This window comes from Weissella kandleri (genome assembly GCF_045504165.1).
GTDB lineage: Bacteria > Bacillota > Bacilli > Lactobacillales > Lactobacillaceae > Weissella > Weissella kandleri_A.
The window spans coordinates 90,744-105,221 of record NZ_JBJJNY010000001.1 but is presented as its reverse complement, the minus strand read 5'-3'; the positions used below and the strand labels follow the sequence as shown (position 1 = coordinate 105,221).

Annotated in this window: 13 protein-coding genes; all 13 read right to left on the bottom strand. The window is 41.6% G+C overall.

Features of this window, described 5'->3' with window-relative positions; genetic code table 11:
- Positions 1-50: 50 nt before the first annotated feature.
- Positions 51-2,123 (bottom strand): glycine--tRNA ligase subunit beta, encoded by a 2,073-nt coding sequence (gene glyS / locus ACJQWY_RS00520; protein WP_407075802.1) that lies wholly within the window; start codon positions 2,121-2,123, stop codon positions 51-53.
- A 1-nt stretch (position 2,124) separates the two neighbouring features.
- Positions 2,125-3,051, bottom strand: a complete 927-nt coding sequence (gene glyQ / locus ACJQWY_RS00515; RefSeq protein ID WP_407075801.1) for a glycine--tRNA ligase subunit alpha — start codon at positions 3,049-3,051, stop codon at positions 2,125-2,127.
- Positions 3,052-3,386: 335 nt separating this feature from the next.
- Entirely contained in the window at positions 3,387-5,204 is a 1,818-nt protein-coding gene (gene pepF / locus ACJQWY_RS00510) for an oligoendopeptidase F (RefSeq protein ID WP_407075800.1), read from the bottom strand.
- Positions 5,194-6,279, bottom strand: a complete 1,086-nt coding sequence (locus ACJQWY_RS00505; protein WP_407075799.1) for a competence protein CoiA — start codon at positions 6,277-6,279, stop codon at positions 5,194-5,196. Before ACJQWY_RS00505 ends, pepF begins: the two co-directional genes overlap by 11 nt.
- A 54-nt stretch (positions 6,280-6,333) precedes the next feature.
- Positions 6,334-6,651 (bottom strand): PTS sugar transporter subunit IIB, encoded by a 318-nt coding sequence (locus ACJQWY_RS00500; RefSeq protein ID WP_407075798.1) that lies wholly within the window; start codon positions 6,649-6,651, stop codon positions 6,334-6,336.
- A gap of 108 nt (positions 6,652-6,759) precedes the next feature.
- Complete coding sequence (locus ACJQWY_RS00495) at positions 6,760-7,464, bottom strand: adaptor protein MecA (protein ID WP_407075797.1); 705 nt, start codon at positions 7,462-7,464, stop codon at positions 6,760-6,762.
- Between the two features lie 84 nt (positions 7,465-7,548).
- A complete protein-coding gene (locus ACJQWY_RS00490) occupies positions 7,549-7,689 on the bottom strand; it encodes a hypothetical protein (RefSeq protein ID WP_407075796.1) in 141 nt (46 codons plus the stop codon).
- A 28-nt stretch (positions 7,690-7,717) separates the two neighbouring features.
- Positions 7,718-8,263 (bottom strand): MscL family protein, encoded by a 546-nt coding sequence (locus tag ACJQWY_RS00485; protein ID WP_407075795.1) that lies wholly within the window; start codon positions 8,261-8,263, stop codon positions 7,718-7,720.
- A gap of 16 nt (positions 8,264-8,279) precedes the next feature.
- A complete protein-coding gene (locus ACJQWY_RS00480; protein WP_407075794.1) occupies positions 8,280-9,035 on the bottom strand; it encodes a DnaD domain-containing protein in 756 nt (251 codons plus the stop codon).
- Positions 9,036-9,060: 25 nt separating this feature from the next.
- Entirely contained in the window at positions 9,061-9,900 is an 840-nt protein-coding gene (locus ACJQWY_RS00475; protein WP_407075793.1) for a YitT family protein, read from the bottom strand.
- Positions 9,901-9,972: 72 nt separating this feature from the next.
- Complete coding sequence (locus ACJQWY_RS00470; RefSeq protein ID WP_407075792.1) at positions 9,973-11,190, bottom strand: CCA tRNA nucleotidyltransferase; 1,218 nt, start codon at positions 11,188-11,190, stop codon at positions 9,973-9,975.
- A gap of 90 nt (positions 11,191-11,280) precedes the next feature.
- A complete protein-coding gene (recD2, locus tag ACJQWY_RS00465) occupies positions 11,281-13,824 on the bottom strand; it encodes an SF1B family DNA helicase RecD2 (RefSeq protein WP_407075791.1) in 2,544 nt (847 codons plus the stop codon).
- Entirely contained in the window at positions 13,814-14,473 is a 660-nt protein-coding gene (locus ACJQWY_RS00460) for a tetratricopeptide repeat protein (RefSeq protein WP_407075790.1), read from the bottom strand. The genes recD2 and ACJQWY_RS00460 overlap by 11 nt, the downstream gene beginning before the upstream one ends.
- Positions 14,474-14,478: the final 5 nt, after the last annotated feature.

Here is a 14,478-nt window from a genome sequence, read left to right as displayed (position 1 = left end):
AAAAGCATATTAAATTATCATATTAGTAATTTTTTCCACGCCCCAATTAGTTATTTAACTTGTAAATCCAAGAAATTAGCTAATGGCTTTGTCGCGTCTGAAACTTGCGCCAAGGTTGCCAGACGGTTAGTTTGTACCGCCGTGTCTTCGACCATGACCATCGTTTCATTAAAGTAGGCCGTAATCAAGTCAGTTAACCCTAAGAGTGCTTGTAATCGCTTTGTTAAATTAGCGGGGTTGAATTGATCCATCGCTGCTTGCAAAGCCCGCTCAGCTTGATTTTCAAACAAAGCCGAATCAACTTGTGCATCAACGGGGTTCTTAATAGTTAAGCGAACCACTCGCGTTAATGCTTCTACACCCGCCCGAAAATTAGCTTGCTCAACTTGCGCTTGCAAAACTTGTGCCGCTTCTAACATACCAGTCATATCTGAATTTTGATTATCAGTGACCGCCGTAATAATGTCTTGGCGAATGCCTTGTCGTTGTAACTCTTTCATGACTCGGTCAGTTAGGAATTGCAAAACCACTTTGCGTTGAGCCATTAAATTATTCAAAACATCTTCGGGCAACCCCTTTGAATCTGGCGTTGCTTGAAGCTTTTTAATATAATCCGTCAACAATTTCATCAGATCGACATGCCACTGCTCAGCTGACATAATAGCCACCATTCCAGCTGCAGCCCGACGCAAAGCATATGGATCGTTTGAACCCGATGGAACCATGTCGCCCGCAAAGAAGCTCAACAAAGTATCCAACTTATCAGCAACCGCTAATACTTGACCAGCCACTGATTCAGGCAAAGCCCCGTCCGCTGAAATAGGCAAGTAATGCTCGCGGATGGCCTGACCTACAGCCGGGGTTTCCTCAAAGAGCAGCGCATACTTTTCGCCCATAACTCCTTGCAATTCATCAAACTCTCCAACCATCCCCGTCATCAAGTCAAATTTATAAATTTCACTTGCCCGCGCAATGGTAGCTTGATCGTCAGCATTAACCCCTAATGCTTGCCCCAACTGTGAGGCCAATTGCTTCGTCCGACGAGTATGCGCCGCAACTGATCCTAACTTTTCATGGAAAGAAACAACTTCCAATTTTTCATTATAATCATCAATTGAATGCTTTTGATCTTCTTGATAGAAGAATTTAGCATCCTCAAGCCGCGCCACTAACACCTTTTCATTTCCGGCAATCACATTATCAAGGTGTTGATCATTTCCATTACGCACGGAAACAAAGTAAGGTAATAATTTACCAGCCTGATCTTGCACATGGAAGAAACGTTGGTGCTCGCGCATTGAAGTAATCAAAACTTCATCAGGCAATTGTAGATATTCAGCATCAAATTGTCCCACAAAGGCTGTCGGATATTCAACAATATTATTAACTTCTTCCAACAAATCAGCATCCATCACGACTTGCCACGCATGTTCTGTTGCCAATTGTTGAATTTGCGTTTGAATTAATTGCTTTCGTGTTTTTGCATCGGCAATCACGAATTGATCAGCTAATTGCTTAACATACGTTGACGCGGTTTGAATCACTACATCATGTCCTAAGAAGCGGTGTCCGCGTGAATTCCGGCCTGTTTGCACATCTAACACATTAAAGTCGACTACTTGTTCATCCAACAATGCTACCATCCAACGAATTGGTCGAACATATTCAAAAGTATGCCGACCCCACTTCATCGTCGTTGAGAAAGTCATAGCTTTAACGACTGCATCAAAACCAGCCAAAACTTCAGCAGCAGGCTTTCCATCTTCATGCCGAGTTAAGGTCACAAATTCTTGACCATTGAATTCTTTAAAAACGATATCATCTGTTGTCATGCCTTTTCCACGCGCAAAACCAGCTGCCGCCTTGGTAAAGTTACCATCAGCATCTAAAGCTGCCCGCTTAATTGGGCCTTTCAGCTCTTCTTCAAAATCTTCGGCCCGTTCAGCGACATCATGGACCAAAATCGCTAAGCGTCGAGGAGTTGAATAATGGTCAATCCCACTAAAAGCTAAACGTTGCTCTTTTAATAACGCCTCGCTTCGCTCCACCAATTGATCAATCGCCGGCGTGACCAAATGTGCTGGAATCTCCTCCAGCCCAATTTCCATCAAAAATTCTGACATGTTATTTTTCCTCCTCATCTGTTGGTAGATACTGGGCCCGTAAAGCTTCATCTTTCAATAGTGGGAACCCTAATTTTTTACGTTCATCAATAAATGCCCGTGCCACTTTGCGTGCCATCCCCCGGATCCGGCTCAAATACTTAGCCCGCTCAGTAACTGAAACCGTTCCCCGTGCATCTAAGAGGTTAAACGTGTGAGATGATTTCAAAATATAATCATAAGCTGGGTGCACCAAGCCTTGAGCTAACAAACGCTGTGCTTCCGCTTCATATTCGTCAAAATGCCGTAATAACATCGCCTGATCAGACTGCTCAAATGAATAAGTTGAATGTTCAAATTCTGGTTCTTTAAAGATGTCACCATACAGTACACCATTTCCCCATTCCAAATCATAAACAGTTGGAACATCTTGAATATATGATGCTAACCGTTCCAATCCATAAGTAATCTCAGAAGTAACTGCATCAACTTGAATTCCACCAACTTGTTGGAAATACGTAAACTGCGTAACTTCCATTCCATCCAACCAGATTTCCCAACCGATTCCGGCGGCTCCCATCGAAGGATTTTCCCAATTATCTTCCACGAAACGAATATCGTGCTCCAATGGGTCAATCCCTAATTCTTCCAATGACGCCAAATATAATTCTTGAATATTATCAGGCGAAGGCTTCATGACCACTTGAAATTGGTGGTGTTGATACAAACGGTTCGGATTATCACCATAACGTCCATCAGCTGGACGCCTTGAAGGCTCAACATAGGCTGCATGCCAAGGCTCCGGTCCATTCGCCCGCAAGAAAGTATACGGTGACATTGTCCCCGCTCCTTTTTCCGTATCGTATGCTTGCATAAGCATTGCTCCTTGCTTAGCCCAAAAACCTTGCAATTTCAAAATAATATCTTGTACTGATAATTTTTCAGTCATAATCTTTCCTTTCAAATTTTTCCCAGTTAAAACACAAAAAAAGCCCTGCACTAACCATACCTATGATTAATGCAGGGACGTTCTTCAACGCGGTTCCACCCTGCTTCCGAAGCGCGAAACTTCGACAGCTTATTTTTATTTTAATTGCTCCAGTAGCTCCCCATGAGCTTTTTCAGCCGTCCTCTCATTAACAACGACTTGCTGTATGAAAAATAACTCATTTTTTCTACCTTCATCACTTTAAAAAAGTATAGTCCAAAATTAAGGTTTCGACAAGCGATTTTTATATTTAAAAAATCATTACGATGTAGCCTACACAAAATTCATGATTGGCTTTATTTTTCATTGGTCAACGTCTCAATCAACGTTTCAAATTCATCTAACCGCTGTTCAAATAACTTAAATGTTGCTTCCAAATAATCGGTCTTTTCCATATCAACTCCTGCCTGGCGCATCACATCGAGTGGATAAGTCGATGAACCAGCTTGCAAGTACTTGAAGTAAGCTTTTACACCTGCATCTCCAGGCGCTAAGATATTTTGTGAAAGTGCTGTCGCTGCAGCAAAACCAGTCGCATATTGAAAGACATAGAAGTTATAGTAGAAGTGTGGAATTCGCGCCCATTCATAGGCAATTTCTGGATCTTGGGTCAACGCATCCCCATAGTACTTATGATTCAAGTCGGCATAATATTCATCCAAAGTATCCGCCGTCAATGGAACCCCGGCGGCATCTAATTCATGAATGTGTTGCTCAAATTCAGCAAATTGCGTTTGGCGGAAGACCGTCCCTTTCACGCCATCCAAATATTGATTCAAAATATAAGCCCGTAAATAAGGATCCGTTTCCGTCTTTAACAAATGTTCAGTCAACAGATTTTCATTGGTTGTTGATGCAATCTCCGCCAAGAAAATGGGGTAATCACCATACTGATAGGGCTGGTGTTGCCTGGTTTCATAACTATGCACTGAATGTCCCATTTCATGAACCAGCGTATACAAATTATTCAGATTATCAACCCAATTTAACAAGATGAATGGATTTGTATCATACATCCCCCCTGAATAAGCGCCACTGCGCTTCCCTTGATTTTCAACCACATCAATCCAACGTTCATCAAAGGCCTGTTGCACAACATTTAAATATTCATCGCCAAGCGGCTTTAAAGCTTCTAAGGCTTTAGCTTGAGCACTATGATAATCAATATCATAATCTGGATCTCCCATGATTGGTGTGTACAAATCATATGAATGTAAATTGTCCAAATTTAACAAGCGCTTCCGTAACTTCACATACCGTTGCAAGAGCGGCAAGGCATCATGCGTTTTGCTAATTAAATTATCGTAAACTGACTCGGGAATAAAGTTCTTGGCTAAGGCCGCTGAACGAGCCGATTCATAATCGTGCACCCGCGCTAAGTAATTGTGTTGTTTAACATTCCCACTTAACAAGGTACTAAAAGTATTCCGGAATTGCTCATAAGCTTGGTAAAAGTTTTGGAAGGCCATCCGGCGCACTTCAGGCTGAGCCGACTCCAAAAGGCGACTATAAACTCCATTCGTCAAATATTCCTCTTCACCCTCTTCATTAATGGTCCAACCAAAGTCCAAATCGGCATTATCCAAAATATTAAAAGTCGTTTGTGAAGCATTCAAAACTTCAGAAGCCCCTGCTAATAATTCTTCGCTTGCCCGATCAAGCACGTGCCCTTTTTGTTGTAAAATGACATCAAAATAATGCTCATACGGTGCTAAACGCGGTTCAGCCTGGAAGAAGGCTTGTAATTCAGCAGATGACAGGGTCAAAACTGCGGGATCAAAAAAGGCAACCGCACTAGCGACACGTGCAGCCAAGCCATCAGCTCGCGTATTTAAGCCTTGATAATATGCGTTATTCGTATCCTGATCTGCCTTTAATGAAGCATACACATAAATCTTTTCTAATTGCCGCATTAAAATCAGCCCATACTGTAGACCGGCATACAAATCAGCCCCTGAATTCAAAAGTTGATCCGCGATTTGGTCAGCTTTTGTCAATTCTTGCTCCAACTTTTTCACCGCAGTTTCCCAAGCTATATCATCTTCAAAAATTGTCGTTAAATCCCAGGTTGCTGCCTCTGGAACTTCTGCTCGTGTTGGCGTCTCATTTGCCATTATAATACCCACTTTCTTTTATTTTCATTCTTAGTAGCCAGGCCGGTAAAGCCGCTAATTTTTCATTAATATCAGTATACCAAACTAAAGGTTCTTGGAGCTGGTATTTCTCCGCATCGCAACTAATCACCTGTTGAACTTGCCATTCATCTAAAACTTGTTGGAGCCAAAGTTCTTGCACCCGCTGCAAGGAAATCAAATTGGGGACCAGCCATTGAAACTGCTCCAACCACTTCATCAGATTGCGCCAATTGCAGGCGCCCTGCTCCAACAATAATAATAATCGCAGGCGCACTAACCAATATGGCTCATTCAAACCACCAATTTGAGGCGTCAATCCATGGGCCGGCCACGGAATTCCATCTAAACAATGGCCTTTCTGATATAAATTAACGGCTAAAACTCGTAATTTACCCCGACCATACCTTTGTATCCGATGCAAAGCTTGAGCCTGACACCAGGCTAGTTGTTTAAAATTTGTTTGCCCTAATTTGCCCTGATTAACCTTTCGATCATGGTCAACATGTTGCCACGGAATGCTAAAAAGGCCTCGTTGACTTTGCCAAAAATAGATATGGGGCAGAGCTTGTTTTGCTCCCCAAAAGCCAAAATTGCATCCTAAACGCGTCCATTCCTTTCGTTTTTGATAGCGTTCTCCCAAAATCCACAGTACCACAATCCCCAACTGACGATAGCCCACACTGCGCTTTTGCACTTGCTGAAATGACAAAGCGGCGCACTGAAATTCAAGTGCAATCACCCGCTGATTTTTATAAATAACCAAATCAGCTCGTTGTTGAATCACAGGGAAGTACTGTTCCAACTGCACAGAATAACCACGCGCTTCAAAAAATTGTTGGAGGGCTTGTTTACCAATTAAATGCTCCTGCGTCTCGCCCTCAGCTGTTCTTGCACAAACACAGTGACGTTGATGCGCAAAATGCGCTGTTTTTAAACGACCGCAGCGCAAAAGTACCGGCTGCTGACAACCAGGACAAACAAAATGAGAAACACCCACTTCTTTTACTTGACTTGCTTCAATCAGTTGTCCTTCCTCATTTTGCGCTACAAACATCAACCTGATCCTCCCCTGTCTAAAGTCCTTTAAACAATAAGAACCATTTTCCCTTTAAGCCGTTAAATTTTCTACCAAATTAACTAATTTTTCTTGTTGAATGTGTTTAAATTCTTGCACATCCAACAATGCTCCGGGTAAATCCTGCTGATCTAAAATTTGATTAATAGTATCCCACTGGTAAGCTACCATCGGCAACGCTAAAACCACTTCCGGCTGAACCTCAGGCAAAGCATCAGCTAATTGGTCCGTACTAACAATCGAAATTTCATAGGAATGACCTTGTTGTTGCGCTGTACTTTTTAAATCTTCCATAAACAAGGTGGTTGATAGGCCTGGAACGCCTACTAACATTACTCTTTGATCTGCCATATCCAATTCCTTTCTAACCATTTTAACCATCCAGTAACTTGAAATTAAAGGTTTCATTATAATAAAAAAGGTCGGCAGCCACCGACCATATCTAAATTCGAGACTATTTTAGCTAAAAATAGCCTGAACTTGTTCTAACGCATCTTGTTCAAAAATGATTTGTCCGTGTTCAGCAGCAATCGAAATATCAACTGGCGTAACTTCTCCATATTCGCGCAACAGTGCCTTTAAATTCTTCATCCGTTGTTCAGAATTACTTTGTGGGACATTCAATTCGAGGTAATAAGCCTGATTATATTCAACTAAGCGATTAGCCCCCGTGATTTGTGTAGATTGTGCTAATTGGACTAGGGCTTCAAAGTCATCGAACTTAGCTGTCAAGGTCTTAGTCGGCTCGTCAGCGTCTTGAGCCAAGTCACGATGCTGATCTAAACGGTCGTTTGCGGTCTGAGCTTTATCTCCGTCCGTCTCCAATAGTTTATTCAACACTTCTTCTGGTACCTTGTCTTTTAACTCCGCCCCGCGCCGGCTCTCCATCATTTTTCGTAATAATTCTTTAGGAATTTGATCTTCAGTCACATTTTTCATAATGAAAACTTCTAACCCGTCCTTATTAGGCATCACCTGAAACGAAACAGCTTCGTTTTGCTCAAATTCTTCTTCAATATTGGCTTCTGCCAAGATACTATAGAATAATTTTTCAACCTCACCTTGATCGCTCATCAATTCCATTAAGGTAATATTACGCTCTTTTAAATCATTATTCGTGATAAATACGCGAATAGTATCATCATCAATGCGCTCCAGCTCCATCAGCTTTGCCTCCTAACTATATTTAAGTGTATAATTCCAGACTAATTTTTTATCAAAATTCATGCCGTTCACCAGCAATCGCTTTTAGTGGAGGCCTTCCAAAAATTCATCTAATGCTTTTGAATCCATCAATTCCACGTGAATTTGTCCACGCTTTAACTGAAGATCCATCTCTTTTGCCATCCGGGTAGCATGTTTCTTAACTAATTTATCTACTTTTTTCATGGCTTTTACCCCTTTTCTTTCCTACCAATTATAACATTTTCGCATCATTTTGCTGACTTTTATTCAGTTCAATTAATTCCCGTAAAAGCTTATTCGTTTCTTGCTGCTCTTTTCTAACTTCGATTGTTTCAGCCAAGCTAGCATTATAACCAAAACGTTCCTTGGGGTTGCGCACCAACATCAAATTAAGTAGCTTCACTAATGCAAAAACTGAAGCTGCAATCAAAATCATCGTAAAAAATGATTTAATAAAGTTTGCCCATGGAATCACCGCCCCATTCACGATACCTTTTACTAACCAGACATAGATAAACTGAACAATTCCTGAACTCAAATCCACAAACGTTTTTACAAAATCTGAGAAAGCATTCCCAACAACGACACCGACGGCAAACCCCATCACTTTGTCACTCGTCAAAAAACTTCGAAAATCACCAGCTAAACGACTATCAATCATCACATCACTTAAATTATTCACGGCATCCATCGTTTCAGAAATTGGATTGGGAATTCCTGCTTTCCGTCTTGACCGTTTTACTTTTTTTACTTCATCTGTATTTGTTGTATTAGTCAAAATCATCACTCCTAATTTACTGGCCTAAATGTAATAAATCCACATTCAACGGTACTTGTTGTTTAGGTAACTGGTTTTGATTGTTTTGCTTTTGATACTGTTTTCGGCGTTTGCTATTCATAATAACGTCTTCTTCTGAACGATAATTTAAACGCGTCCAGTTCACTAGAATCGACTCAATATACCGTAAATTCAACGCCTGATTAGCCACCGCTTCTTTGATTGCTGCACGCATTAAAACTGGCAAAAAATGATCTACATCAAACCAATTACTAACCGTCTCTAACTCCAACGGCGATAATTGCCGTCCAAATTCTTGTTCTAGCATGGTGAAAATATCAGCACGTGATGGTTCATCCCCCACCACGTTTTGTCCCGTCATGGTTGGTGCTTGCACAGGTTGCGCTATCCGATCAACGGTTCTTTGCGTATCAGGGCGTGGTAGTTGAATTAATTTTTGATAAAGGGCTTGAAAGTTCAAAGTGGTTGTCAATTTTTTATCATCATCCCGATGAGTTTCAAAAATCACTAAACCTTTGGCCCGCATAGATTCCAAGCGCCCAAAAACTTCTGTTGGCTTCATCCCCATATAATCTGCAATCTTTTCCGTGCTCGGCTCTTGGTATCCGCGATCGAGCATGGCTTTAACCTCTAAAAAGACCACTAATTCATCAACCGTCATACCTAACAATCGATATTTTTGCAATAATAACACGCTCACATCAATTGATCCAGCGGTTATAAATTGCTGTAATTGCGTATCATCTACCATCTCTTCTTACTTCCTTTTATTATGCTTAATATCCTAGGCGCCCACCATGCACCTCTGTGACATTGGTTGTAATAATAAAGGCATCTGGGTCAATGTCATGGACTTGCCGCAATAGATGCGCGTAGTCACTACGATCAAGCATGACCATCACCATTTCACGCCCCTCATTTGTATAACCCCCACGTGCTTCATAGGTAGTCCAACTTAATTTTTCGGTCGCTAACATCGCTTGAATCTCATCCAATGCATCGTTACTCATAATTTGAACCTGTCGCTTCAAATCAAAGCCTGTTTCAATGTAACGCATCACAATTGAGGTGATGACCAATGAAAAAGCCGCTAAGAAGAACGCATTGGTCCCTGAAACTAATAAATTAAACGCTGTAATTATCATATCAACCAGTAATAACGACAAGGCTGAATTAATCCCAAAATACTTTTTCAAAATCATCGGCGGCACCGTTGTCCCACCGGCCGAAGCTTCTAATCGATAAAGAATAGCTACTCCCGTTGCAAATACTGTTCCCCCAATGATTACAGCCAAGACGGCATCATCGACGACCTGATAACTAGGTGTGATATACATTAAAAGGGGGAGTAAGAAACTACCCACAATAATTTTTTGCACCATTTGCCGGTTTAAAAACAGCATTGATAAGCCAATCATCAATAAATTGACACCTAAAACCGTCAATGAACGATTAATCCCAAAAGCTGCTGATAATAAAATTGCGATTCCAGTGGCTCCTCCGGCAGCGACGTTAATCGGCGCATAGAAAAAATTAATTGCTAGTGCTACTAATTCTAAGGCTATCATCATTGCAAACCCGCGGAACCATTTTTGCTTAGTTAATCGTCTTTGCATAGAATCCCCCGTCTATTCCAATTTAATTATTAGTTCAATTGTTTATTTACCAAAGGTAAGGAATTTATCTTATCAATCCTGGGGGCTAGCGTCAAGTTTAACGGCTTGAGTCAGTAATGTTTCCTTAGTATTGGCGACTTGATTTGCCACCACGGCTTGTTCCAATTTCAACAAAATCTGCCCTAATTTTGGTCCAGCTGACATCTTTAATTCTTGCATCAACGTTTGACCGTTAATTGCCAACTCTTGACGTTTATGAATCGGCAAGCGCTCATACCGCTTAATCCAATCGCTCCCCGTCATAGGCATCTCACTAATTTCGCCCACAACCTGAGCGGTCGCTACAGCAGGGCCCGCTTGGTACAAATCCCAATCAGTTGGCGCATCAATCCGCGCAAGGTTCAAGATTCGTACGGCCGCTTGCGCCGTTTGAATTAGTTCATTACTATGTTTCCAGAGTCGTAAAAATTCGCCGGTATCCGCTGCCGTCAAGCCTAGCTCAAAAGCCATTAACGTCCAAGCTTGTGTCGCTGTTTGTGGCTGGCGCACTGCCAGTTGCTCAGTATAGCCCCATAAATCAATATCTTTTTGATTTAACCCTGGTAAATATTGATTGATTTCTAGCATAATAATCATCAACAAGCCCAATTGCGCATTAGGTGCTTGTAATAACTTAGTCATTTCATCATTTAAACGCTCAACTGAAATTTTGGCTAACAAATGCCTATTTTTCACAATCGCCTGTTTGGTTTGCGAATCAATTCCAAAATTCAATTGTGCCGCAAAACGTACGGCTCGCATCATCCGCAAAGCATCTTCATTAAAGCGCTCTGATGGATCACCCACCGCACGTAAAATATGCTGTTTTAAATCAGTTAAACCATCAAATATATCAATCACGGTTCCATCCGCTTTTAAAGCTAACGCATTAATCGTAAAATCGCGTCGCTTTAAATCCTCGCTCAGATTTCGCACAAATTGGACCTTATCAGGGCGACGATAATCTGTATAGCCTGATTCAGTCCGAAAAGTCGTAATTTCATAGCCTTCCCCGTGGTCTAAGACCATCACCGTTCCGTGCTCAATTCCCGTATCAACAGTTTTTCTAAATAGCTGCTTCACTTCCTCAGGATATGCAGATGTTGCAATATCCACATCATGTGGTACACGTCCCAACACGGTATCCCGCACTGATCCACCTACAAAATAAGCTTCATATCCCCCTGCTTCAAGCGTCTCTAAAATCGGTTGCGCATGTTTAAATGCCTCTGGTAATGTTTGTAATTGCATTAGTCTTGCCTCCTTTCACCACTAATCTTACGTGGAAACAATAATAAACCTGAAATCAGGGCACCACTGAACCCAAAGATTGATTGCCTTTTAATTTTTTTCAAGAAAGTCATAAGGTGTGACTCCTTCCATCCCCACATTATAAGGAATTTGCTCTGCTTGAATCATCTGCAGCGTCAAGCTGCCGGTTGGTAAGACCTCAGGCTCGGTTTGAGGCTCAGTCATCACCGTTGCAAAACTAGTTAATTCTGGTTCAGGTTCAACCATTTCTGAAACCAATGTTTTCTTGGGCTCGTTTGAAACTGCCTTTTTTTCATCAGCTATCATTTGAACCTGTCCATCGGGCAATTTAGGTAAAATGCCATCCATGGCGGAGGATAAACGAGTTTGTAACATTGTATGCCGTTTTGCACCCGGTGTCACAGCAGCTGCTTCGTAGGCTTGCGATTCACCCAATAGGACCAATGAATCCTTGGCTCGCGTTAAACCGGTATACAATAAGTTCCGGCGTAACATCCGATTGAACTGTTGCACTAAAGGTATAACTACCAATGAATATTCGCCACCTTGTGCTTTATGAATCGTCGTGGCATAGGCCAAAGTTAAATTAATCAAATCCGCGCGTTGATATAAAACATCTGCTTCATCAAATTCAACTTCAATATAATCTTTTTTAATTTCATTGCCGGCATCACGAGCATACATAATGGTTTTAATATACCCGATATCTCCATTATATACGTCATTGTCCGGATCATTCGTTTTTTGCATCACTTTATCGCCGACACGGAAGGTAAATTTGAAATCACCTTCCTGTCCTGGTAATTCATGCCGCTTAGAATCAGCTGGATTAAAGATTGATTGCGCAAGCGAATTCATCTGATGCACACCCGCCGCGGTTCTGTACATCGGTGTTAAAATTTGCATATCTTTAACTGAATGACCCCGCCGTACCCAACTCGTTAAAATTTGTTCCATCATTTTTGGAATTTGTTGCATACGAGCCGGAAAGAAGGAGCGATCCGATTGACGTGTTTGAAAATCAGCGGGTAGACGGCCTTGCTTCACCTCACTAGCTAACTCAATAATAGTTGAACCTGCTTCTTGTCGATGAATGGTCTCAAGTTCACGAAAATTTAAATCACCACTTTGTAATAAATCATAAAATACGCGCCCCGGTCCTACAGAAGGTAACTGGTCTTTATCACCCACAAAAATTAATTGCATGTGCGCTGGCGTACTAGCTAACAACAAACTAAATAATTCCGTATCGACCATCGACATCTCATCGATAATCAACAATTGCCCTTTTAATGGCTCGATTTCAGTGTCGCCCAACTGTTCATAACCTGATATACCTAACAGACGATGAATGGTCTTTGCTTCCATTTCCGTGGCTTCTGCCAGACGTTTAGCCGCTCGACCGGTAGGAGCCGCCAACTTGATACTTTTATCAATTCGATCGCTTTGCATCCCCGTCTTATGTAACAAAATTTTATATGCGGCCACGACACCATTAATAATCGTCGTTTTCCCGGTTCCTGGTCCACCTGTGAGGATAAACAACTGATTAGTTAAAGCTGCTAGCATAGCCTCTTTTTGCTCATCTGAATAAGGGAAAGGATTTTCCTTTTCTGCCTGGGTTAAAGCAGTCTGCGCTTCAGATCGTGTAAATCCGCCCTTTTGCGCATTTAACTGCACAATTTTTTGGGCAATTTGCACTTCAGCATAGTAAACATCCGCAATGAAAAGGCGCTGCTCATCCGCTACAATCAAGCCCTGCTCAACTAATTCCAACAAAGCCTGTTTAAATTGTTGATCAGGGATTGCAGTGGCACTATTTTGCATAAGCACCCGCTCAGTCACTTGCCGCGTCTGCTCCAAACTTAGATACGTATCGCCATTTTCAAAGGTCGCTTGATTTAACGCATGTACGATGCCCGCTTGAATCCGGCGTTCATCCAAAGCGTCCATTTCCATCTGCAATGCTAATTGATCAATTCGTTGAAACGAGACGCCTTCGACTTCTAAGGACAAGCGATATGGGTCATGTGTTAAGACGTCCAATGTCTCCTCCGCAAAATGCTGATAAATATCATTAGCCAACTTAGCTCCAAAGCCATAATTATTTAGTGCCACAATAGCCCGTTCCATACCATCTGTTTGCTGTAACTGCTGAATTAACGTTTCTTGCTGCTTTTTGGGCAGATTCAAATTTTTTAATAAGGCAGGATTATCTAAAATTTTATCAATAACCTGTTGTCCCAGGGCATCCACAATTTTTTGCGCAGTCTTTTCACCAATACCTGGGAACGCATCGCTTGATAAATATTGAACCACCCCTTGCGTTGAATTCGTTGACACCCGCTGGTACTGTTGACTGTTAAATTGTTCACCAAAACGGGGATGCGTCTTAAGCGTCCCTGTAAATTGATAAACACTCCCTAATTGCACGTCGCCAAATGAACCCGTCACGGTAATCTCCGGTGCTTCAAATTCAAAACTATGTTCTTTAATTTCCACGGCTAAAACTTTATAAAAGCTATCTTGGGCCGCAAAAACAACATTTTGCACCTGCCCGACCAGTTGTTCTACATCATTTTCACCAGCGAAACCATTTAAATTATTCTGCATCATCTTTTCCTAGCTGCGCACGCATTAACTCATCTAAAACGGCACTTTGCTGTTGATACTTATCGGCATCTAAAGCCTGCGCCTGTTTTAACCAAGCGTTATTTAACTCACCCTGGGTCAAAGCAACTAATCCTCGCCCAAAATTAGCATCAAAATTATCAGCATCTAACTCTAAAGCGACCGCAAAAGCCTTTCCACCAGCGTCCAAATCACCTAAGCTTAACCAAAGATTTCCCAATAAAATTTGGGCTGCTAAATCATCCGGCTGTTGTTCAACTCCCGTTAAGGTGAAAGCCAGAGCCTGTTGATATTTCTTCTGATTGTATGCTGCTTGCGCTTGCATCATTAAAGCATCGTGCTGCAATTTGGCATCATTAATTTTTTGAAAAAAAGCTTGTGCTTGTTCATACTTTCCGGCCATATAATAAACATTCCCTGTCGCATAATTTAATTGCTCTAGGGCCGCTGGTTGATCAACAAATAACGACAAACTTTTTAAAGCAAGCTCTTCAGCCTCCGGTAAATTTTCTAATGTCGTTAATAAATTAATTAAATCTACGTACGGCGCATAATCATTTGGATTTTGATCAATTAAAGTAATTAACTGATGAATTTTTGCTTGAGTGGCTTGTTCTTTATCATCGGCCATCGTTT

What these genes read in the sequence shown, in the direction of transcription:
- glyQ (WP_407075801.1), bottom strand. Translation starts at nt 3,051, where the DNA reads ATGACTGAAAAATTATCAGTACAAGATATTATTTTGAAATTGCAAGGT.
- ACJQWY_RS00475 (WP_407075793.1), bottom strand. Translation starts at nt 9,900, where the DNA reads ATGCAAAGACGATTAACTAAGCAAAAATGGTTCCGCGGGTTTGCAATG.
- ACJQWY_RS00500 (WP_407075798.1), bottom strand. Translation starts at nt 6,651, where the DNA reads ATGGCAGATCAAAGAGTAATGTTAGTAGGCGTTCCAGGCCTATCAACC.
- ACJQWY_RS00490 (WP_407075796.1), bottom strand. Translation starts at nt 7,689, where the DNA reads ATGAAAAAAGTAGATAAATTAGTTAAGAAACATGCTACCCGGATGGCA.
- ACJQWY_RS00480 (WP_407075794.1), bottom strand. Translation starts at nt 9,035, where the DNA reads ATGGTAGATGATACGCAATTACAGCAATTTATAACCGCTGGATCAATT.
- ACJQWY_RS00470 (WP_407075792.1), bottom strand. Translation starts at nt 11,190, where the DNA reads ATGCAATTACAAACATTACCAGAGGCATTTAAACATGCGCAACCGATT.
- glyS (WP_407075802.1), bottom strand. Translation starts at nt 2,123, where the DNA reads ATGTCAGAATTTTTGATGGAAATTGGGCTGGAGGAGATTCCAGCACAT.
- pepF (WP_407075800.1), bottom strand. Translation starts at nt 5,204, where the DNA reads ATGGCAAATGAGACGCCAACACGAGCAGAAGTTCCAGAGGCAGCAACC.
- recD2 (WP_407075791.1), bottom strand. Translation starts at nt 13,824, where the DNA reads ATGCAGAATAATTTAAATGGTTTCGCTGGTGAAAATGATGTAGAACAA.
- ACJQWY_RS00505 (WP_407075799.1), bottom strand. Translation starts at nt 6,279, where the DNA reads ATGTTTGTAGCGCAAAATGAGGAAGGACAACTGATTGAAGCAAGTCAA.
- ACJQWY_RS00495 (WP_407075797.1), bottom strand. Translation starts at nt 7,464, where the DNA reads ATGGAGCTGGAGCGCATTGATGATGATACTATTCGCGTATTTATCACG.
- ACJQWY_RS00460 (WP_407075790.1), bottom strand. Translation starts at nt 14,473, where the DNA reads ATGGCCGATGATAAAGAACAAGCCACTCAAGCAAAAATTCATCAGTTA.